The organism is Ruegeria sp. K7, from assembly GCF_056531785.1.
The window spans coordinates 105144-125716 of sequence record NZ_JBQFMJ010000007.1 but is presented as its reverse complement, the minus strand read 5'-3'; the positions used below and the strand labels follow the sequence as shown (position 1 = coordinate 125716).

Here is a 20573-nt window from a genome sequence, read left to right as displayed (position 1 = left end):
GCAGATCACATTTCCGGAAAATTAAGCGCTGAAATGCTGTAATTCGGGTTTAACCGCCACTTGGTCTTTGACTAAACAGGTACAACTTTGGACGATAGGATCATGGGCAGTTTTCTGGATCGCTATATGCATCGCAAGTCTCTGGGGCATTGGCGCCAAGCCGCAAAGGCTGCGACCGAAACGCCTGAGCCATTGCTGCGCAGGCAACGGGATGAGGCGCGCAGATTGCGGACACATCTTGACCTGTTGATCCAACAGGCCGACGGGCGGCTGGCCCGGCCACTGATTGGTTCGGTGCAGTTTCCCAAACCGCTTGGCACGGACTGGTCCTGGCGTCCGGATCTGTGGCGCGGGCCGCTGTCCAGGCACGGTATCGCGTCGGCCCCGCGAAAAGCGCCGATGGACCGGCAGGTAACCCTGTTTCATGATTGCGAGCAGTCCGAAATCGGAATGCGCCAAATACGCAATCGCCGTGACAAGGACCTCGCCCCATTCAGCCTTGCGATCGAGGTGTTCGGGTTCATGGGTTCTTTCCTGTCCCTGTCGGTTGAGCTGCCACCAGATGCGGCGCTAGACTTGACGCGCCAACACCTGATGCGTGTCGATACGCTGATCGAATGCGAGCGGAACGGAGAAATTTTCGAACGTCTCAACATTCAGCACGGCCCAAATACGGAACAGGTGTTGCGCAAACTTGACGAAAGCCGAACTTCGAACGCAATGGACTTTGACCTTGCGCATCTGTCTTTCAACGAGAAACGCATAGAAAAGATCTGGCTGGATCTGATCTTTGACGATCCTGGGATGAATCGGATCGTTTTGCGCGATTTGACGTTTTGCCGCCATTTCCGAGCTGACTTGTAAGGTGCTTGCCGCATGACCCTTCCCTCCCTCACATGCACACGGTTCGAAGACGGGCTTTGGCAAGGCCATCTGCAGGCCGAAACGGAACCCAAGATCGAAGTGCGCTATCTCGGTGAACCGCTGGAAAAGTTCAGCGTTTCACGCGCGGATGGCGGTTGGGATCTGAGTATTCAGTTGCCCATCTCTGCCCTTTCCGAAGGGGTGCACTGTTTTGTGATCGTCGACACCGCAACGACGAACAAACTAGGCGACATCACGGTGATCGCGGGCACTCCCGCTGCGGATAACCTGAGGGCTGAGGTGGAGCTTTTGCGCGCCGAACTGGACATGCTGAAACGCGCATTCCGCCGGATCTGCGGCAACGCGGAATAGGCCGGGCGTTCAGCCTGTCGTACCGGCTGGACCGTTAAACTGCTGTTTTCCTATCTTTTTTGACCGGCTTGATGCATTATCGGGACATCCGGAGCAACCTGGGTTTCTCAATGGACCGCAGTAGTATCATCAAGGTCATCGCCCTTATGGTGACCGCATTTGGGATCGGAATTGATTTTACCGGCGCTTTGATGCTGATCCCGGCCATCGAAAACAGCTTTGATGCCGACATTACAAGCACCCAGTGGGTGCTCAACATCTACGCCCTGTTTTTCGCCATGACCATGGTCGCCGGCGGGCGGCTCGGCGACATGTACGGGCACCGAAAGATCATGATCATCGGTCTTTCGATCTTCCTGTTTTCTTCCATCCTATGCTTTGTCGCCCCCGGTCTGGACTACCTGATCGGAGCACGGGCCCTGCAAGGCATCGGAGCCGGATGTATCTGGCCCTGCACACTGGCCTTCGGCGCCACCAAAGTGTCAAAGCTCGAGCATCGGGCTCTGGTTATGGGGCTGATCCTTGCGGGTGTAACCAGCGGCAATGTCTTCGGTCCGATGATCAGCGGCTTTGCCGTCAACCTTGGTGACTGGCGATTGTTCTTTCTGGCCAACGTCGTGTTTTCCTGCATTTCGATGGCGACAGCCCTGTTTTTGATGGAACGTGAGACCAAACACAAACAAGGCGAACACATCGATTTTGCCGGGATGGGCATCCTGTCCTTCGCGGTCTTGCTGCTGCTGTACGCCCTGGATGTCGGTGCGGATTGGGGCTGGACTTCGGTTCCGCTGCTTCTTCTGTTCTTTGTCAGCGCAGTCCTGTTTCTGTTGTTCCCACGTGTCGAAAAACGCGTAAAGGAACCTTTGCTGCTGCCTCAGTTGATGCAGAACCGAGAATTTCTGATCACGCTGGGCCTGAACATGTTCAATGTGTCTGCGGCCTTTGTGGGTTTGCTGTATTTCCCGCAATACATGCAGAAAGTACTGGGCTGGACCGTTTTTCAATCGGCGCTTGGGCTGGCACCGCTGACTGTTCTATTGGCGGTCGGATCCATTGTTTCAGGAACGCTTTACAACGATTTCGGTCCAAAAAGGCTGATGTTCTGGGGCTACCTGATCGCGACAATTGGCGCAGTAACTGTTGTCGTCTTGCCGCAGGGCCTTGGCTATTTCCAAATTCTGCCAGGCATGGCGTTCATCGGATTGGGGGCGACGCTGACTGTCGGGCCGTCGGGAACGGCGGCAGTCTGCGCTGTAAAGCCCGAACGGGCGGGTCTTGTTGGCGGGCTGAGCTTCATGACCCACCTGGTCTACGGGGCCATTGCCGTCGCCTGCGCCACGGCAATCATGTATGTCACAAGCCTTGCCAGCCTGCGCGACAAACTGACAGCGGCCGGTGTCACACTGTCTGATGGTGAACTTCAGGCAATCAATGGCGGAACGCTGACCACCAAATCCGCGCAGGCAGTCATGCAGAAGCTCGGCGAAAGTGAAGTTGCGACGGTCAAAACCGCAATAGCCGGAGCATTCGATACCGGCATGAACATGGCGTTTATCTTTGCGGCGATTTCCGTGTCCGTCGGGATCGTACTTGCGCTGATGCTGGATGAAAGCAAGCTGCACAAAATCGAAAGCTGATCGCAGCCGATGAAAGATCCGTTCCGGTAACGAGGGCCGCCGAAACCGGCGGCCCTATTTATTTGTTACTGCGAAGGCCCGTTGGGGTTGAAGGCCGACAGGCCTTTCAGGATATCGATGGCATAGGCCAACTGATAGTCCTTTTCCCGCAACTCGGCAGTCGCTTCGGCACGGGCCCGGTCTTCTTCGATCTGGCGAATTTCATCCTCGCTCAGACTGTCGTTGTTCAGGCTGCCACGCAAGTCGGCCTCGGACCGGGTGCGTGCATTGCCCTCTTCCTCTTCGGGTTCTGGAGCTGGGCGCGGTTGCTCGACGATAATGTCGGGGCTGACGCCAAGCGCCTGAATCGAGCGGCCCGAAGGCGTATAATAGCGTGAAGTGGTCAGACGCATTGCACCGTCGCCGCGCAATGGCATGACCGTCTGGACCGAACCTTTGCCAAAGCTTTTGGTACCAACAATGATCGCACGGCGATGATCCTGAAGCGCCCCTGCCACAATTTCCGAAGCCGAGGCTGACCCGCCGTTGATCAGAACCACGATCGGCTTGCCTTCGGTCAGATCGCCAGCAGTTGCATTGAACCTTTCGCCTTCGCCCGGATCGCGGCCGCGGGTCGAAACGATTTCCCCTTCATTCAAAAAGGCGTCCGACACCTTGATCGCCTGTGTCAGCAAGCCGCCCGGATTGTTCCGCAAATCCAGCACTACGCCATTGACCTTATCGATCCCGCCGGCTTCTTCGATCTGCTCTTTCAAACCGGCTTCCAGATTGGGGTAGGTCTGATCATTGAATGTGGTCACACGCAGAACGACGCTGGTGCCTTCAGTCCGTGCACGTACGGCGGTCAACTTGATGGTGTCGCGGATAATGGTGACGTCAAACGGTTCCTGCTCGCCTTCGCGCACCACCGTGATCACGATTTCCGAGCCGACCGGCCCGCGCATCAGATCCACCGCTTTGTCCAGCGTCAGGCCCAGAATGCTTTCACCATCAACGTGGGTGATGAAATCACCGGCTTCGATCCCCGCCTCGTCTGCGGGGGTATCATCAATGGGTGAGACGACTTTGACGAAGCCTTCTTCTTGTGTGACCTCAATCCCCAGCCCGCCGAATTCACCGCGTGTCTGCACGCGCATCTGTTCGGCGTCGTCAGGCGACAGGTAGCTGGAATGCGGATCCAGTGAGGTCAGCATTCCGTCAATGGCTGCCTCGATCAGCTCCTCCGGCTCGACTTCTTCGACATATTGGGCGCGGATACGTTCGAAAATGTCCCCGAACAGATCCAGTTGCTCATACACGCTGGCCTTGCTTTCGGCCTCTTGCGCCAGCAAAGGTCCGGCAATCTGAGTGGTTGCGATAATGCCTGCCACAGTTCCGGCCAGACCGGCCATCACAAATCTCTTCATGTTTGTTTATCCATCCTTTTGGGTCCGAAACCACGATTCCGGGTCCACCGGGCTATTATCCTGTCTTACCTCTATATAGAGCGTTTCTGACCGGTCAGTTCCAGTGCCATCACTTGTAGTTGACAAAATAGCGCCGATTTCCGGCGTTTCACCAGGCATTAGCCCCACCGGCGTTCCTTCGGTGATCACTTCTCCGGGTGTACCGAAGACCTCTTGCAACCCGGAAAAGACAAAAAGCAATCCGGGCTGGGGTTCCAGGATCATCAGGTTGCCAAGGTCCAGCAGCGGCCCGCGATACCGGATCGTCGCTGCGGTGGGTGTCATGACCAGCGCGCGCGGGCGGGTGCCCAGCACGATACCGGGTCGTTTCACCCCGGCGGCGTCCGTTTCCCCTGAACTGTGCAGCAGAACACCCTGAACGGGCAAAGCAAGGTTTCCTTTTCTGTTCGAAATATCGGCGTCTGTTTCGGCAATACCGCCTTCCGATATTTCGGCCAGACCGCTGGCAAACCCATCCAGTGATTCCGTCGAGGAAATCAGGATTGCCGTGCTGATGGGGTCTTCGACAAACCGGCGCGGCAGGTCCGTTCGATCGGCAATGGCCTCGCTTAGTTTGGTGCGCGCATTCTGCACTCCGGTCAGACCCTTGGTCAGGGTTTCGGCGGCGTTTTGCTGCAGTTGGCGAAGTGTCCGGACCTCGTGCAAGTCCTGAGCAAGCGCCTGCGCACGCGCATTCAGGCCGGGCGTGACTTCGGCCAGCATCATGCCGGTACGGGCGGCCCCCAAAGGACCGGACGGATGCAGGATCAGTACGGGCGGCGTCGTTGTTTCGATGGTTTGCAACACGCCTAGCAACTGCGCGATTTCTTTTTCCCGCGCGCGCAGTTCTTCTGTCAGCTGCACCTCTCGGGTGGCGGCCTTGCGCAAGCCGTCGCGCATGGCGCTTAGGCCGGCTTCATAAGCCTGCACCGTTTCGGTCAGGGCGCGCACCCGATCCCGGGCGCTGTCGGCTTCGGCCAGCGAAATCGAGGCCTCTTCCAGCATTTGCGCTGCCTCCAACGCGGCAGCCGACGAGTCCGTCTGGGCGTAAACAGGCGAGGCCAGAAAGACTGAAAGAAGCACGGCCCGCACTGTCATGACAGAAGGCTCTGGCCGGTCATTTCCGCAGGTTGATCCAGCCCCATCAGCGCTAAAAGCGTTGGCGCCAGGTCCGACAACCGGCCATCGCGCAACTTGGCACCAGCGGGTCCACCGACCAGCGCGACCGGCACCCGGTTCAATGTATGAGCGGTATGCGGTCCACCGGTTTCAGGGTCGACCATGACTTCGCAATTCCCGTGATCGGCTGTCACGATCATGGCTCCGCCTGCTTTGTCCAGCGCGGCAACCACCTGCGCCAGACCTTGATCAACGGCTTCGCAGGCCTTTATCGCGGCGTTCAGATCGCCTGTGTGCCCGACCATATCCGGGTTGGCGTAGTTGGTGACGATCAGATCATACCCGGCTTCGATGGCCCCGACGAATTTGGCCGTGACCTCGGCTGACGACATCTCGGGCTGAAGATCATAGGTCGCCACCTTGGGCGATTTCGGCATGAAACGGTCTTCGCCAACCTCGGGCGTTTCCTTGCCGCCGTTCAGAAAGAACGTCACATGAGGATATTTTTCGGTTTCCGCCAAGCGGAACTGCCGCAACCTCTGTTTGGCAACCCATTCCCCAAGCGTGTTGACGATGGCGCGTTTCGGGAAAACGGTGGTCATGTAGGCGTTGTGCCCGTCGGAGTATTCAACCATTCCTAGCAAAGCTGACAGGGCCGGGCGCGGTCCGGTGTCGAAATCGTCGAATCCCGGCTCGCCAATGGCGCGCAGTATTTCCCGCGCACGGTCGGCGCGGAAATTCAGACAGAAAATACCATCGCCATCGTGGACACCTGTGTAGCCTCTAAGAACCGTGGGTGTGATGAATTCATCCGTTTCGGATTGATTATACGCATGGTCCACAGCGCCATGCGCCGTGGCGGCGGTACGCCCCTGCCCCTTGATGATCGCCTCATAGGCTTCTGCAACGCGTTCCCAGCGATTGTCGCGGTCCATGGCATAATACCGTCCGCTGACAGTCACGATCCGTGCGCCATCTGGCAGGCGCTCCTGCAGTTCGGCCAAGAACCCAAATGCGGATTTTGGCGCAACGTCCCGTCCGTCTGTGATGGCGTGCAAGGCGACAGGTACACCTGCGTCAGTTACGGCCTTGGCCGCGGCAACGATATGATCAAGATGGCCATGTACCCCGCCATCCGAAGCGATACCCATCAAGTGCGCCGTCCCGCCCGAGGCCTTTACCTTACCGATGAAGGCCTGAAGGGCATTGTTTTTAAAGAAACTGCCGTCTTCGATCGACAGATCAATCTGTCCCAGATCCATGGCAACCACTCGCCCGGCCCCAATGTTCGTGTGCCCGACCTCAGAATTTCCCATCTGCCCGCTGGGCAGACCCACATCCGGCCCATGTGTAATCAACGTCGCATGGGGACCGCGTTCCATGATCGCGTCAAAAGTCGGCGTTTTCGCCAGATAAGGTGCGTTGGCCTGCGTGTCTTCGGACAATCCCCAGCCATCTAGGATGCACAGGACAACGGGTTTGGGGGCGGCCATGAAGTTTCTCCGGAAAACTGCTTTGACAGTCTTCTACCCGCTGCCCATCCGGGCGTGAACCGTCTTTGCGGTGTGTGAAGCAGAATTAATCGGTCCCTTCGTCACTTTGGCGCGAAACCCGCGTATTCAGTCCTTCAGATAATCCTTGTAAGGATGTGCCTTGCGGTTGCGGTATTTGACCGTCAGTTCCAGCGGAGTGTCGTTTTCGTCGTAAATACCGATCATGATCCCTGTGCCCCCGCTTCGGCTGCGCATTCCGATCAACTGCTCTTCAGACCGGGTTGTGCGCTGTGACGGGCGACGCGCCCAGGCAAACAGGTGATCATACATCTGGGCGATGACGTCCGTATGATCCGCACTGTCACCCAGATCGACCAGTTCGTCGGGATCGTTTTCAAGATCGAACAGGATCGGTCTGTGCCCGCCTTCGCAATGGACAAGTTTCCATTTTTCGTTGGCGACCATGAACATCACGGCATCGCGTACAGACGCATTCAGCTTTTGCGCTATGGGAGAAGCGGAGTAGTCGTATTCACAGACTGCGACACTGCGGGGCGTTTTGTCGGCTTGCCCGCGAAGGATGGGCAGCAGGGAATGCCCTTCCAGGATATGCCCGGCCTTTTCGCCGCCCGCCACCTCAAGAAAGGTTGGTGCCAGATCAATCGCCTCGACCAGCGCGTCGCATGTGGTGCCTCGCGTGGCGTCCGCCTGAGAGGAAGGGTCGTAGATGATCAGGGGCATCTTTGTCGAGGCGTCATGGAAGAAGGTCTTTTCCCCCATCCAGTGATCGCCCAGAAAATCCCCATGGTCCGAGGTCAGCACGATCATCGTGTCGTCCATCCGCCCGGTTTCCTCCATCCAGTCGAACAACCGTCCCATCTGGTCATCCGCCTGTTTGATCAGCCCCATATAGGCCGGGATCACGGCATCGCGGACCTCCTGACGCGAGAAGGCCTGCCCAACTTTCGTGTCCATGAAGGCCCGGAGCACTGGATGCGCATTTTCGCGCTCGGCCTCGGACCGGACCACAGGCAGCACATGTTCGGGTCCATACATCGAGGCATAAGGCTCCGGCACCACGTAAGGCCAGTGCGGCTTGATGTAGCTGAGGTGACAGCACCACGGCCCGTCATGACTTTCCATGAACTCAATGCCACGGGTGGTCAGGTATGGCGTTTCACTGTCTTCTTCCGCGATATTTGCCGGCTCGGATGAGTTTTTGAGGAACCAGCCTGACAATACGTTGCCGTCGGCATCCAGGCCGGAATTGGCAAAGTCATGCCAGGGGTTGTCGCTGTCGTATCCTTTGTCCCGGAGATATTGATTGTATTTCTTTGCCCCGTCCGGATCATAGAACCCGTCCGGTCCTTCAGCGCGCAACCCGTCATCGCGTTCGAAGACGTCAAATCCGCATTCCGCGACGCGAGCGCCGATGACGCTGTCGGGTTCCAGCCCCAGGCGCGCCATCCCTTCGGCATCGGCAGCCATATGTGTCTTGCCGACCAGCCAGCACCCCATCCCCGCTTTGCGCAGGTGATCGCCCAATGTGATTTCACCAACTTTCAGGGGAATGTTGTTCCATGAGGCACCATGGGAATGCACATAGCGCCCGGTATAGGTCGACATGCGCGAACTTCCGCAGATCGGGGACTGAATATAGGCGCGATCAAACCGGACACCGCGTGCGGCCAGTTTGTCGATATTCGGGGTATGCAGGTGTGGATGTCCGTAACAGCCGAGGTAATCCCAGCGCAGCTGATCGAACATGATGAACAGGATATTTTTGGCTTCGGCCAATGCAATGCCCCCCTTTGATCCGGGACCTGCTTAGCTATTTCCTGCCCAAGAGCGAAGTCCAAACTTCAATCAGGCTTGCCGTTCCATCTGTTCGAGCATTTTTTTGGCGCGTTTGCACTGCAACTGGTCCCGCAGCGGGCTGTTGGGGTCGACGTCTTTTTTGCACACAACGCATTTGTCCGCGCCCGAGATTGCATTCAGGCCGCCGCAGCTGCCTTTGATCGTCTTGCCCATCAGCATGACGCCAAGCGACATCCCGACCATGATGATCAGCAGTAATACGAAGGCCAGAATAAATGTGCTCATCTCAGGTCCTGCCTGTCAGTTGGTGCCCAAAGCGTCTTTGAACGCGGTACTGTGAACAGTAATAAAGGCATCTTCGCCGCCTGTCACATCCCGAGAGATGAAGAACACGGCAAGTTTATGCTTTTCGGCCAGTTCCAGCCCCTTCTCCTGCCCCAGCGCCAGCATTGCCGTCGCCCACGCATCCGCCATCATCGCATTTTCGGCCAGTACGGTGACCGAGGTGGTGCGATGTGTGATCGGTCGTCCGGTCGTGGGATCGATGATATGGGAATATCGCACACCGTCCTGTTCGAAGAAGTTCTTGTAATCGCCCGAGGTCGCCATGCCCAGATCGTTCAGTGATACGATCAGTTGCAGGTTTTGCCCGCCCGCTTCGGGTTTTTCGACCCCGATGCGCCAGACCTCACCCTTGTCATTTTCGCCTTTGGTTACAAGATCGCCACCGATCTCGACCATGTAGTTCTCGATCCCCGCCTCGCTTAGGGTTTCGGCCACCGCGTCGATCCCATAGCCTTTGGCGATAGCCGACAGGTTGATGCCCACTGCCGGATCGGATTTGGCCAGCGTTCCGGCGTCACGGTCCAAGGTCAGCAGCCGGGATTGCCCGACACCTTCCAGAGCGGCTTGAATCTCAGCATCCGACGGCACCGGGTCCTCGGGCTTGCGCGGGCCAAACCCCCACAATTCGATCAGCGGGCCCAGAGTCACGTCAAAGGTTCCGCCGGATTTTTCATGCACATCGTCAGCGGCGGACAAAACCAGAGCGAACTCGTCCGAGACCGGAACGGGCGAAGTGTCGGTCGAAGCTGAAAATGTCGAAACCTCTGAGTTGGGATCCCAGTTGGACATCTTGGCGTTCACTGCGGCCAGTGTTTCCTGCACGGCTGCGGCCAGGGCTTCCTCATCCACATCTTCGCCAATGGCGGTGATGTTGAATGTTGTTCCCATGGTTTCGCCCGACAGACGGACCACTTCGGGTTCCTTGTCAAACAAACAGCCGGAAACAAACAGAACTAAAGCCAGAACAGGCAGATGGCGCATCGGGGAACTCCCTGGAAAACCTAGCCGGGCATATGCCAGCGCCCCATTACAGAGTCAAATCGACATCACAGTTTCAGCGGCAGAAAACCCAGCACCAGCAATCCGACCCCGGCAGGTACACCAAACAGCCAGGCCCGTTTTTGCCATCCCGCCTGCTGCTGTTTCCACGCCATTCGGAAATTGTGACCACACACCACGACGGCGAAAAAGATCAGCGCAGCCAGCGGCGGTGTCAGATAAAGGTCTGTCAACGGGTCGGGATTCCTTGTTTGTCAGCAATTTTCCGGGATCAGGGCATTTGCACCCTATACAGGTCGGTTCGCTGCGGTAAGGTGAAAAGACAGCCATCTCGGATAAAAAGAGGAGATTGCCCATGGCCCCAAGCTCTTATCAGCCCCCCACACGCGGCGACAAATCTGGTTCTGCGACCTATAGCCAGTCAGCGGATTCGAACCTGTCGCATACGCAAACGACCGTGGCCAAGCTGCTTGAGGGTAAAGGTGATGCGGTGTTTGCGGTGCGTCCCGCCGATACGATTCATTCGGTAGTGGAACTGCTGAAGGAAAAAAGAATCGGCGCAGTGGTCGTGACCGATCAGAACGGAACCCTGCAAGGCATTCTGTCAGAACGCGATATCGTACGGCGCATGGCGGATACCCCCGGTCAGACTTTGCCGCAGTCGGTCGAAGATCTTATGACCAAGGACGTCAAGACCTGTTCGCCCGAAGACCTGCTGAACGATGTTCTGAAGACAATGACCGATGGACGTTTCCGCCACATGCCGGTTCTGAGTGATGGCCACCTGCGCGGTGTCATCACGATTGGCGACGTTGTTCACTTCCGTCTCAAGGAACTGGAATACGAAGCGCTGCGCATGAAGCAGATGATCGTCGGTTGACCAAGTGACTTTCCGGGTTGCGGGCCGCATTTTCACTGGCCCGCGTCCCGAGTTACGCAGATCAGGTCGAAACAAAGCGAACGCCGCCTCTGTAAATTTCAGCTGCTGTCAGGCGGTTCGTTGCAAATGCCCCGGTATCGACCGAGACAACGCCATTGTTGACCCTTGGGCGGTCTATGATTGTGTGTCCGTGCACAACCCATTGGCCATCTGCCCTGCGTCGTCTTGGAAACATCGGGTGCCCCCACAAACAGACCTGTCGCTGCTGGTCATCCACCGTTAGGTCGGGATCCAGCGCGGCATGGACGACAGTTACGTTTCCGCTTGACCAGATTAGTGGTCTGTCCCGTAGCCATGACAGCAGGCCCGCGCCCATGACCTGCTTCAACTTGCCAGCAACCGCTTCGGCAATTTCATTTGTTGGGTGAAGGTCAAATTCGGTAATCCCGAATGAAGCCAGTGTCTGGAATCCGCCATTCCGGAACCAATGATGTGCATAGCGTCCGGGCTCGTCCAGAAATCGCAGCAGCATGTCTTCATGATTGCCCATGAGGCACACGACTGGCCTATTTGCTGCTGTGTCGAAGTGCTGCAGATGTCGCAGGACCTGTGCACTGTAGTCACCCCGGTCAATGTAGTCCCCGACAAAGATCAAAGGGCAGTCGTCCTCAACCCTCATCAGCAGGGCCTGAAGCAGGTCCAGCCGACCATGAATGTCGCCAATTACGACAAACCGTTCATCGGGAGCGATTCCGGGAACGGATGTTTCCCGATCGGGCCGTGCCCGGCCAATAAACCCTTTGATCCAGCTCGTAACCATGTTCTACGTTCCCTAACCCGACCCGTTGGCAACGACAATCCCGGGCCGCCCGCTCAGTACTTGACCGTCGGTGCCGGGCGTTTGATATGACAAGCTAAAGTTAGATCTGGGCCTGGCAGGTTCAAAGACGATCTTATCGCAGGCGGCCATGTAGTTTGAAAGGTTTTTGGGGATTTAATGAAACGAGTTTTGGTAACGGGAACTGCCGGGTTTATCGGATTTCATCTGGCAAAACTCCTCTTGGCCGAAGGGTTCCAAGTGCATGGCTATGACGGCATGACCGACTATTATGACGTGGCGCTTAAACAGCGTCGCCATCAGATGTTGCTGCAAACGCCGGGCTTTTCGGTCACCGAAGACATGCTGGAAAACCACGAGCGACTGATGCAGGTCGCAGACGACTTCAAACCCGAGGTCATCATCCACCTGGCTGGCCAGGCCGGCGTGCGCTACAGCCTTGAAGCGCCACGCAGCTATGTTGAATCCAACATCGTCGGGACATTCAATGTGATGGAGGTTGCCCGGATCCATCAGGTAGAGCACCTTCTAATGGCTTCGACGTCTTCAGTCTACGGAGCGAATGAAGACATGCCGTTCCGGGAAACCGACAAGGCCGACGGGCAACTGACCATCTATTCCGCGACCAAGAAGGCCAATGAATCGATGGGTCATTCCTATGCCCATCTGTGGGGCCTGCCGACCACGATGTTCCGGTTCTTTACAGTTTACGGCACGTGGGGCCGCCCTGATCTGGCTTACTTCAAGTTCACCGATGCCATTCTGAACGACCGTCCCATCGACATTTACAACAACGGCGACATGTATCGCGACTTCACCTATGTCGAGGATCTGGTACGGGGCATTCGCCTGCTGATAGATGCCGCCCCTGTGCGGCCTGACAGCAAAGATGAGATCGCCGAGGGAGACAGCCTGTCACCGGTTGCGCCCTTCCGTGTCGTCAACATCGGCAACTCGGACAAAGTCCGTCTGATGGATTTCATCGAAGCTATCGAGGACGCGTTGGGTAAGAAAGCGATCCGGAACTACATGCCGATGCAAATGGGAGATGTTCCGGCGACCTGGGCCGACACCAGTTTGTTGCAAAACCTGACCGGTTACAAACCCCAGACCGATATTCGTACCGGTCTGGCCAAATTCGTTGAATGGTATCGGCAGTACTATAAAATTCCCGCCGACTGAAAATGCGGGACAAAAAAACCGGCGCTAATTGCGCCGGTTTCTTCTTAACCGCCGAAGTCGTCCAGCATGATGTCTTCGCGGTCAACTCCGAGATCCAGCAGCATGTTGATGACGGACTGGTTCATGATTGGCGGACCGCACATGTAGAACTCGCAGTCTTCCGGTGCCGGGTGGTTCTTGAGGTATTCCTCGAACAGGACGTTGTGGATGAAGCCGGTGTAGCCTTTCCAATCGTCCTCGGGCTGCGCATCCGAAAGGGCCACATGCCATTCGAAATTGTCGAACTCCTCGGCCAATTGGTCGAAATCCTCGACAAAGAACATCTCTTTCTTGGAACGCGCACCGTACCAGAAGGTGATCTTGCGGTTGCGATTCTCAAGGCGCTTGAGCTGATCGAAGATATGGCTGCGCATAGGCGCCATACCAGCGCCACCGCCGATGAAGACCATCTCTTTCTCGGTTTCGCGGGCGAAGAATTCACCAAACGGACCCGAGATCGTGACCTTGTCACCCGGCTTCAGGTTGAAGATGTAAGACGACATCTGACCCGGTGGGATACCGTCGGACCCCGGAGGCGGTGAAGCGACACGGACGTTCAGCATGATCATGCCTTTTTCGTCCGGATAGTTGGCCATAGAATAGGCGCGCTCGATCGGTTCGTTCACGACGGATTTGTACTGCCACAGATTGAACTTGTCCCAATCTTCGCGGTACTCGTCCTGCACGTCGAAATCGGTATAGGCCAGTTGGTGCGCGGGGGCCTCGATCTGGATGTAGCCGCCAGCACGGAAATTGACGTCCTCGCCTTCCGGCAGATCCAGTGTCAGCGCTTTGATAAAGGTGGCGACGTTGTCATTCGAACGAACGGTGCATTCCCACTTCTTGACGCCAAAGACCTCTTCCGGAACTTCGATGTCCATGTCCTGCTTGACCGCGACCTGACAGGACAGCCGGTCACCACAAGCAGCTTCACGCTTGGTGATATGGCTTTCTTCAGTCGGCAGGATCGAACCACCACCCGAATGCACCCGCACACGGCATTGCGCGCAGGTTCCGCCACCACCACAGGCGGAAGGAACGAACAATTTCTCGGCCGCAAGCGTCTGCAGCAGTTTGCCGCCCGCCGGAACCGAGATGGTTTTCTCGCCATTGATGGTGATGTTGACGTTGCCGGTGGACACCAACCGCGAGCGTGCCGCCATAATGATGGCGACAAGCGCCAGAACGATCATCGTGAAAAGGATTACGCCTAGGCTAAAAGTTTCCATTGCGCCCTCCTTACAGTTTCACGCCAGAGAAGGACATGAAGGCCATCGCCATCAGTCCCGCGGTGATGAAGGTGATGCCCAACCCCTGCAGACCGTCCGGAATATCCGAATATTTGAGCTTTTCACGAACGCCTGCCATCGCTGTGATCGCCAGCGCCCAACCAAAGCCGGAAGACAGACCATAGGTGGCGGCCTCAGCAAAGTTATAGTCACGCTCGACCATGAACAGCGAGCCACCGAGGATGGCACAGTTCACCGTGATCAGCGGCAGGAAGATCCCCAGCGCGTTGTAAAGCGGCGGGAAGTACTTATCCAGAATCATCTCGAGGATCTGAACCATCGCCGCAATCACGCCGATGTACGAGATCAGCCCAAGGAAGGTTAGGTCCACATCCGGGAACCCGGCCCAGGCCAAGGCGCCCGGTTTCAACAGATAGCTGAGCAACAGATTGTTTGTCGGCACGGTGATCGCCTGGACGACCATCACCGAAATACCCAAACCCAGCGCGGTCGAGATCTTCTTGGAAACGGCGATGAAGGTACACATGCCGAGGAAGAAACTAAGCGCGAGGTTTTCAACAAAGATGGCCTTTACGGCCAGAGAGATAAGCCCTTCCATCAGTGCGCCTCTACCTGCTGGATTTTGTATTCACGTTCTTCGACCTGGTTCGGCTTCCACGTGCGGAAGGCCCAGATAATCAGACCGATGATAAAGAACGCGGACGGCGGCAGCAGCAACATGCCGTTGGGCACATACCAGCCGCCATTGTTGACGGTCTCCAGAATGGTGACGCCAAACAGCGACCCATTCCCGAACAGTTCGCGGATGAAACCAACCAGCAGCAGGATCAGACCATAGCCCATTCCGTTGCCCATGCCGTCGATGAAGGACGCGACAGGCGGGTTTTTCATAGCGAACGCCTCGGCGCGGCCCATCACGATACAGTTGGTGATGATCAGACCGACGAAGACCGAAAGCGTTTTCGAAATCTCGAAGGCATAGGCCTTGAGAACCTGATCCACCAGGATCACCAGCGAGGCGATGATCACCATCTGAACAATGATCCGGATCGAGCCCGGGATCTGGTTGCGCAGGCACGAGATAAAGAAGGACGAGAACGAGGTCACGAACGTCACCGCCAGCGCCATCACGAAGGATACCTGCAGCGAAGAGGTCACCGCCAGCGCCGAACAGATGCCCAGCACCTGCAGGGTAATCGGGTTGTTGTCGACAAGCGGGTCGACCAGCATCTCTTTCTTGGTCTGAGACATTAGAACTCTCCTGCTTGCAGTTTGGCCAGGAACGGAGCGTAGCCCGCATCGCCCATCCAGAATTTCACCAGGTTATCGACGCCAACAGAGGTCAGCGTGGCACCGGCCAGCGCGTCGACATAAAAGTCCGGCCCGGCGGCAGGCTGAGATTTGGCGACGGTGATTTGCAGATCGCCCGCGTCATCGCGAAGTTTCTTGCCATTCCACAGCGCTTTCCAACGCGGGTTGTCCACTTCCGCGCCAAGGCCCGGAGTTTCGCCGTGCTGATAGAACTGCAGGCCGAAAATATCGTTGCCGTTGTTTTCCAGAGCGATAAAGCCATAGAGCGTGGACCACAGGCCATAGCCGTGCAGCGGCAGGATGACCTTATCCAGTTCACCAGCATCATCCCGCAGCAGGTAGATCACTCGGTACTTGGACTTGCGGCCAATGCCCGCTGGGTCATCATCAAGTGCGACACTCAGTTCGGGATCGCTGGCAGCAGCGATGTCGTCAAAGGTCGCTGGGTCAAACTGGTCATCGACGAATTCGCCGGTGGCCAGTTCCAGAACGTGCGGCTCAAACGCAGCGAAGGCCTCGGTCACGTTGATGCCGGGTTCGTAAACACCTGCCACCTGAAGAACGTTGACCTGCTTGTCCTTCAGTTTGTTCGCTTCCTGTGCCGGACGCAGACTGACGGCTGCAGCGGAAACGACCATCGAAGCTACCAGACAAACGGCGACGGCAACAAAGATCGTCTTGCCAACCGAGTCCGGCGAGGCCGCCAGGAACCGGGCAATTGCCCCCTTGGGTTCTTGGGGTTGCGTATCAGACATGGCGACGCGCCCTCCGTTTGATGTTGGCCTGAACGACGAAGTGATCGATCAGCGGTGCAAAGACGTTACCGAACAGGATGGCCAGCATCATGCCTTCCGGGAAAGCGGGGTTCACTACACGGATCAAAACAACCATGACACCGATCAGCGCACCGTAGATATAGCGGCCCAGATTGGTGTGGCTTGCCGAAACGGGTTCGGTCACCATGAACGCCAGGCCAAACGCGTATCCGCCCAGCACAACATGCCAGTACCAAGGCATCGCAAACATCGGGTTGGTGTCAGAACCGATCAGGTTCAATAGCCATGTAAACGCGATCGTCCCGGCCAAACAGCCCACGATCAGGCGATAATTGGCTATTTTGGTCATCAGCAGGAAGGCGAGCCCGATGATACAGGCCAACGTCGATGTCTCGCCAAAGCTGCCCTGGATGGTTCCGAAAAACGCGCTGGACCAGTTGATGCCCTCGGCCGCAAGGGCCTGAACGCCTTCAGCCGCTGTTACCCCCAGCGCCGTTGCGCCCGAAAAGCCGTCGACCGGTGTCCACACCGCATCGCCCGACATCTGCGCCGGATAGGCGAAGTACAGGAAAGCACGGCCCACAAGCGCAGGGTTGAGGAAGTTCTTGCCAGTGCCGCCAAACACCTCTTTGCCGATCACGACACCGAAGATGATGCCCAAAGCCACCTGCCACAGGGGCGTGGTTGCCGGCATGATTAACGTGTAAAGCATTGAAGTTACAAGGAAACCTTCGTTCACCTCGTGGCCGCGCACTGTGGCAAAGATGACCTCGAAGATACCGCCTGCGACAAGTGTGACGATGTAGATCGGCAGGAAGTAAAGCAATCCGTGCATCACGTTGGCAAACAGGCTGGACGGGTCCAGCGAAATGCCAAACATCTGCAACAGAGCGATCCGCCAGCCCGTGGCTGAGTCCGGCCCAAGGGCCGCAATCGCGGAATTGGCCTGATAGCCCGTATTCCACATGCCCCACAGGATACAGGGGATCGTCGCGATCACGACATAAGTCATGATCCGCTTCATATCCACGTAAGACCGCGCGTGGGGGGCGACGGAGGTGACTGTTTTCGGAGTGTAGATGAAGCTTTCGACCATCTCGTAGATGGGGAAAAGCTTCTCGTACTTGCCGCCCTTGGTAAAGTTCGGCTCGATCCGGTCAAAGAAGTTGCGCAAACCCATTCGGATCAGCCCTCCTTTTCAATCTTGGTCAGGCAGTCGCGCAGCGCCAGCCCATATTCATATTTCGCCGGACAGGCAAAGCCGACAAGGCCAAAGTCCTCTTCGTCCAGCTCCAGCGCACCCAGCGCCTGTGCGGTGTCTGTATCCATCACCAGCAAAGCACGCAACAATTGGGTCGGCAGGTAATCCTGCGGCATCAACTCTTCGAACGTGCCGGTAGGAACCATGGCCCGGCGACCGCCGTTCAGGTTCGACGTCAGCGCGTACAGCTTTTTGGCAAAGGCCGAGCCCAATACAGGCTGCACCGCGAATTTCGAGGGCATCGGTCGGATCCAGCCCATCGGGATCTGGTCCGCGTCTTCGCGAATGATTGTAATCTGACGCGCAAAGCGGCCCAGATAGGCGGTCGGACCCTCGGCGTGCTGACCGGACAGGATCGACCCGGAAATGATCCGGGCGCTGCCGTCAACATTGACCTCGTCACGGGTCAGATCATCGGTCGATGCGCCCATGACCGTGCGGATCAGGCGCGGTTGACGTGCCCCGGGACCTGACATCGCAATTACAATATTCGGGTCCAAATGGCCGGTCTGCATCAGACGGCCAATGGCGATCACATCCTGATAGCCGATCGTCCAGACACGCTTGTCCCCTGCCAGCGGCTCGAGGAAATGGATATGCGTTCCGGCCAGGCCTGCGGGGTGCGGTCCGGAAAAACCCGCCGCTTCAACCCCGGGCAATTCGGTGCCGGGCAAGGTGTCACCATCCTTGTGGCACAGATAGGTTTTGCCGTCCGTCAGGTGTGAAATCGCGCCGAGCCCGGCGGCAAAGGCATCACCGGCATCGGCGATGATCAGTGCTGCATCCGCTGCCAGCGGATCACTGTCCATTGCGGTTACGAAAATCGCTGCGGGTCTGGTGCCCGGTTCAGGCATCTTCGAATACGGGCGGGTTCGGAATGCGGTCCAAAGACCTGCGGCGCAAAGCTTTGCCGCAACACCTTCGGCGCTGTCCGTGTTACCCGTGCCCGAGAAATCGATGCCGGTGTCGTTGACATCCGAAACCTCAATCACGACGCTTTGGAGCACGCGCCGGGCGCCGCGATTGATGGCAATGACCTTACCGCTGAGCGGTGCGACCATCATCGCATCAGGCGCATCCTTATGGCAAAACAGCGGCGCGCCGCGCTGTACTACTTCACCTTCCTGAACCAGCATCTTGGGCTTCAGCCCCACAAAGTCCCTGCCCAGAACGGCAACCGTCGAAAACTCGGGCCCCGGCTGAATCTTCTGTTCGGGCGCTCCCTCTATCGGCAGATCCAACCCTTTTTTAAGTTTGAAAGTTTGCATGTTGCTACGTTCTTCCAAGCCTCTTATTTGCGCCCGCTATCACCGACCTTAATCAGGTTGGCACAGGATAGCGCGGATATTCATACGATTATTGTCGCAAAAGCGCCAGAAACCGGTTGAATTCCGTAAGCATAACTTCGGTCCCGGTCCCTTTACGCGGGGAATACCACAAACGCAAACCTGTTACCGCCTAAATTAAAGTTCTCAGGTCACAATACCGAAACAAACCTGTGTTTTTTCGGAACAAGTCCAAAAAATAGGATATCGCCCTGCCCGTTCTTCCGGTGTAAGCAGCCGATATGAACACTTCCGACGATCTGGACATCTTTCTGGTTGCCACTCCGGGCCTTGAAGCGCCGCTTTGCGCCGAGGCGCTGGAACAGGGATTCGCAGACGCGCGCAAAGTGCCGGGCGGCGTCAGCTGCCGGGGCAACTGGGTCAAGGTATGGCGCGCCAATCTTGTCCTTCGAGGCGCCAATAAAGTTCTGGTGCGGATCGGCAGCTTCCCGGCCATCCACCTGGCGCAGCTCGACAAACGGGCCCGCAAATTTCCCTGGGCTGACGTCCTGCTGCCCGATCTCCCCGTCCGGGTTGAAGCTACCAGCCGAAAGTCACGCATTTATCATGCCGGAGCGGCCCGACAGCGCATCGAAAGAGCGATCTCGGAAACTCTTGGGGCTCCGATCTCCTCGGACGCGGACATACGTGTGTTGCTGCGGATCGAAAGGGACATTTGCACAATCTCGATCGACAGTTCAGGCGATCCGCTGCACAAGCGCGGCCACAAACCAGCGATTGCAAAGGCCCCCATGCGGGAAACCATGGCGGCCATGTTCCTGCGGGAATGCGGATTTGACGGGACGGAGCCCGTTTTGGACCCGATGTGCGGCTCAGGCACTTTTGTCATCGAAGCGGCCGAAGTAGCCTTAGGTCTGGCACCGGGGCGGTCGCGGCACTTTGCCTTTGAAAAGCTTGCAACTTTCCGCACCGACGAATGGGAAAAACTGCGCCAACTTGCTCCTCCGCACGATTCTGTTCCGACGTTCCACGGATCGGATCGAAACGCCGGGGCGGTCGAGGCCGCATCCACCAACGCATCACGCGCTGGCGTCGCGCAGATTACGCGGTTTCAGCACCGCGCAATCAGCGACATCAAAGCACCTGAAGGACCGTCGGGACTGGTCATAGTCAATCCGCCCTATGGCGGCAGGATTGGCGATGAAAAGCGGTTGCGGTCCCTTTATGGCAGCATGGGAAAAGTGCTGATGTCACGATTTGCCGGCTGGAGAGTCGGCATTGTAACCAGCAGCCAGTCGCTGGCCCGCGCAACCCGGCTGCCGCTGTTGCCACCGGGACCCATAGTGGACCATGGCGGAACAAAGATTCGCCTGTATCGCACGGATCCACTGACCTGATGCTATCTGTCCGACAGGTGAATTGTTCAGACGAAGTTTTTTACCGGTTTTTTCGAGTATTTTTCCGAACGACCACCTTAGAATCCCTCTTGCGCATCCAGTTCACCGGGTATAGATCACCCGCCACGGTCGGAGTGTAGCTCAGCCTGGTAGAGCACTGTCTTCGGGAGGCAGGGGTCGGAGGTTCGAATCCTCTCACTCCGACCAAGTAAACAAGGCGCCCAAGGGCGCCTTTGTTGTTTTTAAGACAGTGATCCGAGG

At 57.2% G+C, this 20573-nt stretch carries 20 protein-coding genes and 1 tRNA gene; 7 read left to right on the top strand and 14 right to left on the bottom strand.

From position 1 onward, the window contains the following. The first annotated feature begins 102 nt into the window (after positions 1 to 102). The 3 genes from ACR0FE_RS13220 (at position 103) to ACR0FE_RS13210 (ending at position 2873) form a co-directional block, all read left to right on the top strand. On the top strand, positions 103 to 864 hold the full coding sequence (locus tag ACR0FE_RS13220) for a DUF6478 family protein (protein ID WP_480913177.1): 762 nt from the start codon (positions 103 to 105) through the stop codon (positions 862 to 864). Between the two features lie 12 nt (positions 865 to 876). Continuing rightward, complete coding sequence (locus tag ACR0FE_RS13215; protein WP_480491866.1) at positions 877 to 1236, top strand: hypothetical protein; 360 nt, start codon at positions 877 to 879, stop codon at positions 1234 to 1236. Positions 1237 to 1346: 110 nt separating this feature from the next. After that, on the top strand, positions 1347 to 2873 hold the full coding sequence (locus ACR0FE_RS13210; protein WP_480913174.1) for an MFS transporter: 1527 nt from the start codon (positions 1347 to 1349) through the stop codon (positions 2871 to 2873). Positions 2874 to 2938: 65 nt separating this feature from the next. Here the strand turns inward: ACR0FE_RS13210 and ACR0FE_RS13205 are convergent, their stop codons facing one another. From ACR0FE_RS13205 to ACR0FE_RS13175, 7 genes are all read right to left on the bottom strand, one after another. Then, on the bottom strand, positions 2939 to 4279 hold the full coding sequence (locus tag ACR0FE_RS13205; protein ID WP_480913172.1) for a S41 family peptidase: 1341 nt from the start codon (positions 4277 to 4279) through the stop codon (positions 2939 to 2941). Between the two features lie 6 nt (positions 4280 to 4285). Beyond that, positions 4286 to 5416, bottom strand: a complete 1131-nt coding sequence (locus ACR0FE_RS13200) for a murein hydrolase activator EnvC family protein (RefSeq protein WP_480913169.1) — start codon at positions 5414 to 5416, stop codon at positions 4286 to 4288. Beyond that, a complete protein-coding gene (gene gpmI, locus ACR0FE_RS13195) occupies positions 5413 to 6930 on the bottom strand; it encodes a 2,3-bisphosphoglycerate-independent phosphoglycerate mutase (RefSeq protein WP_480913166.1) in 1518 nt (505 codons plus the stop codon). The genes ACR0FE_RS13200 and gpmI overlap by 4 nt, the downstream gene beginning before the upstream one ends. Before the next feature lie 126 nt (positions 6931 to 7056). Continuing rightward, positions 7057 to 8727: a sulfatase-like hydrolase/transferase gene (locus ACR0FE_RS13190; protein ID WP_480913165.1), complete on the bottom strand. Its 1671-nt coding sequence runs from the start codon at positions 8725 to 8727 to the stop codon at positions 7057 to 7059. Positions 8728 to 8796: 69 nt separating this feature from the next. Then, positions 8797 to 9033, bottom strand: coding sequence for a (Na+)-NQR maturation NqrM (gene nqrM, locus ACR0FE_RS13185; protein WP_170614086.1), 237 nt, complete (start codon positions 9031 to 9033; stop codon positions 8797 to 8799). Between the two features lie 15 nt (positions 9034 to 9048). After that, positions 9049 to 10074 carry an FAD:protein FMN transferase gene (locus tag ACR0FE_RS13180; RefSeq protein ID WP_480913162.1) on the bottom strand — a complete coding sequence of 342 codons (1026 nt, stop codon included), beginning with the start codon at positions 10072 to 10074 and terminating at the stop codon, positions 9049 to 9051. Positions 10075 to 10139: 65 nt separating this feature from the next. Continuing rightward, positions 10140 to 10325, bottom strand: coding sequence for a hypothetical protein (locus ACR0FE_RS13175; RefSeq protein ID WP_170678855.1), 186 nt, complete (start codon positions 10323 to 10325; stop codon positions 10140 to 10142). A 122-nt stretch (positions 10326 to 10447) separates the two neighbouring features. Here ACR0FE_RS13175 and ACR0FE_RS13170 point away from each other — a divergent pair, with 122 nt between their 5' ends. Then, complete coding sequence (locus ACR0FE_RS13170; RefSeq protein ID WP_170614089.1) at positions 10448 to 10972, top strand: CBS domain-containing protein; 525 nt, start codon at positions 10448 to 10450, stop codon at positions 10970 to 10972. Between the two features lie 61 nt (positions 10973 to 11033). On the opposite strand, the gene ACR0FE_RS13165 is transcribed toward ACR0FE_RS13170, so the two are convergent. Continuing rightward, positions 11034 to 11792 (bottom strand): metallophosphoesterase family protein, encoded by a 759-nt coding sequence (locus ACR0FE_RS13165; protein WP_480909399.1) that lies wholly within the window; start codon positions 11790 to 11792, stop codon positions 11034 to 11036. 177 nt (positions 11793 to 11969) lie between these two features. Between ACR0FE_RS13165 and ACR0FE_RS13160 the strand changes: the two genes are divergently transcribed. Beyond that, positions 11970 to 12992, top strand: a complete 1023-nt coding sequence (locus ACR0FE_RS13160; protein ID WP_480913157.1) for a GDP-mannose 4,6-dehydratase — start codon at positions 11970 to 11972, stop codon at positions 12990 to 12992. Positions 12993 to 13036: 44 nt separating this feature from the next. On the opposite strand, the gene nqrF is transcribed toward ACR0FE_RS13160, so the two are convergent. The 6 genes from nqrF to ACR0FE_RS13130 are packed head-to-tail and all read right to left on the bottom strand — an operon-like array spanning position 13037 to position 18897. Continuing rightward, positions 13037 to 14260: an NADH:ubiquinone reductase (Na(+)-transporting) subunit F gene (gene nqrF, locus ACR0FE_RS13155; RefSeq protein ID WP_170808102.1), complete on the bottom strand. Its 1224-nt coding sequence runs from the start codon at positions 14258 to 14260 to the stop codon at positions 13037 to 13039. A 10-nt stretch (positions 14261 to 14270) separates the two neighbouring features. Then, entirely contained in the window at positions 14271 to 14879 is a 609-nt protein-coding gene (nqrE, locus tag ACR0FE_RS13150; RefSeq protein ID WP_170614093.1) for an NADH:ubiquinone reductase (Na(+)-transporting) subunit E, read from the bottom strand. Next, a complete protein-coding gene (locus ACR0FE_RS13145) occupies positions 14879 to 15532 on the bottom strand; it encodes an NADH:ubiquinone reductase (Na(+)-transporting) subunit D (protein ID WP_170614094.1) in 654 nt (217 codons plus the stop codon). Before ACR0FE_RS13145 ends, nqrE begins: the two co-directional genes overlap by 1 nt. Next, positions 15532 to 16347 (bottom strand): Na(+)-translocating NADH-quinone reductase subunit C, encoded by an 816-nt coding sequence (locus ACR0FE_RS13140; protein WP_170678859.1) that lies wholly within the window; start codon positions 16345 to 16347, stop codon positions 15532 to 15534. Before ACR0FE_RS13140 ends, ACR0FE_RS13145 begins: the two co-directional genes overlap by 1 nt. Then, entirely contained in the window at positions 16340 to 17548 is a 1209-nt protein-coding gene (locus ACR0FE_RS13135) for an NADH:ubiquinone reductase (Na(+)-transporting) subunit B (RefSeq protein ID WP_480913153.1), read from the bottom strand. The genes ACR0FE_RS13140 and ACR0FE_RS13135 overlap by 8 nt, the downstream gene beginning before the upstream one ends. 5 nt (positions 17549 to 17553) lie before the next feature. Beyond that, entirely contained in the window at positions 17554 to 18897 is a 1344-nt protein-coding gene (locus ACR0FE_RS13130; RefSeq protein ID WP_480913150.1) for a Na(+)-translocating NADH-quinone reductase subunit A, read from the bottom strand. 299 nt (positions 18898 to 19196) lie between these two features. Between ACR0FE_RS13130 and ACR0FE_RS13125 the strand changes: the two genes are divergently transcribed. Continuing rightward, complete coding sequence (locus ACR0FE_RS13125; RefSeq protein ID WP_480913148.1) at positions 19197 to 20312, top strand: THUMP domain-containing class I SAM-dependent RNA methyltransferase; 1116 nt, start codon at positions 19197 to 19199, stop codon at positions 20310 to 20312. Between the two features lie 130 nt (positions 20313 to 20442). Then, a tRNA-Pro gene (locus ACR0FE_RS13120) sits at positions 20443 to 20519 on the top strand. Positions 20520 to 20573: the final 54 nt, after the last annotated feature.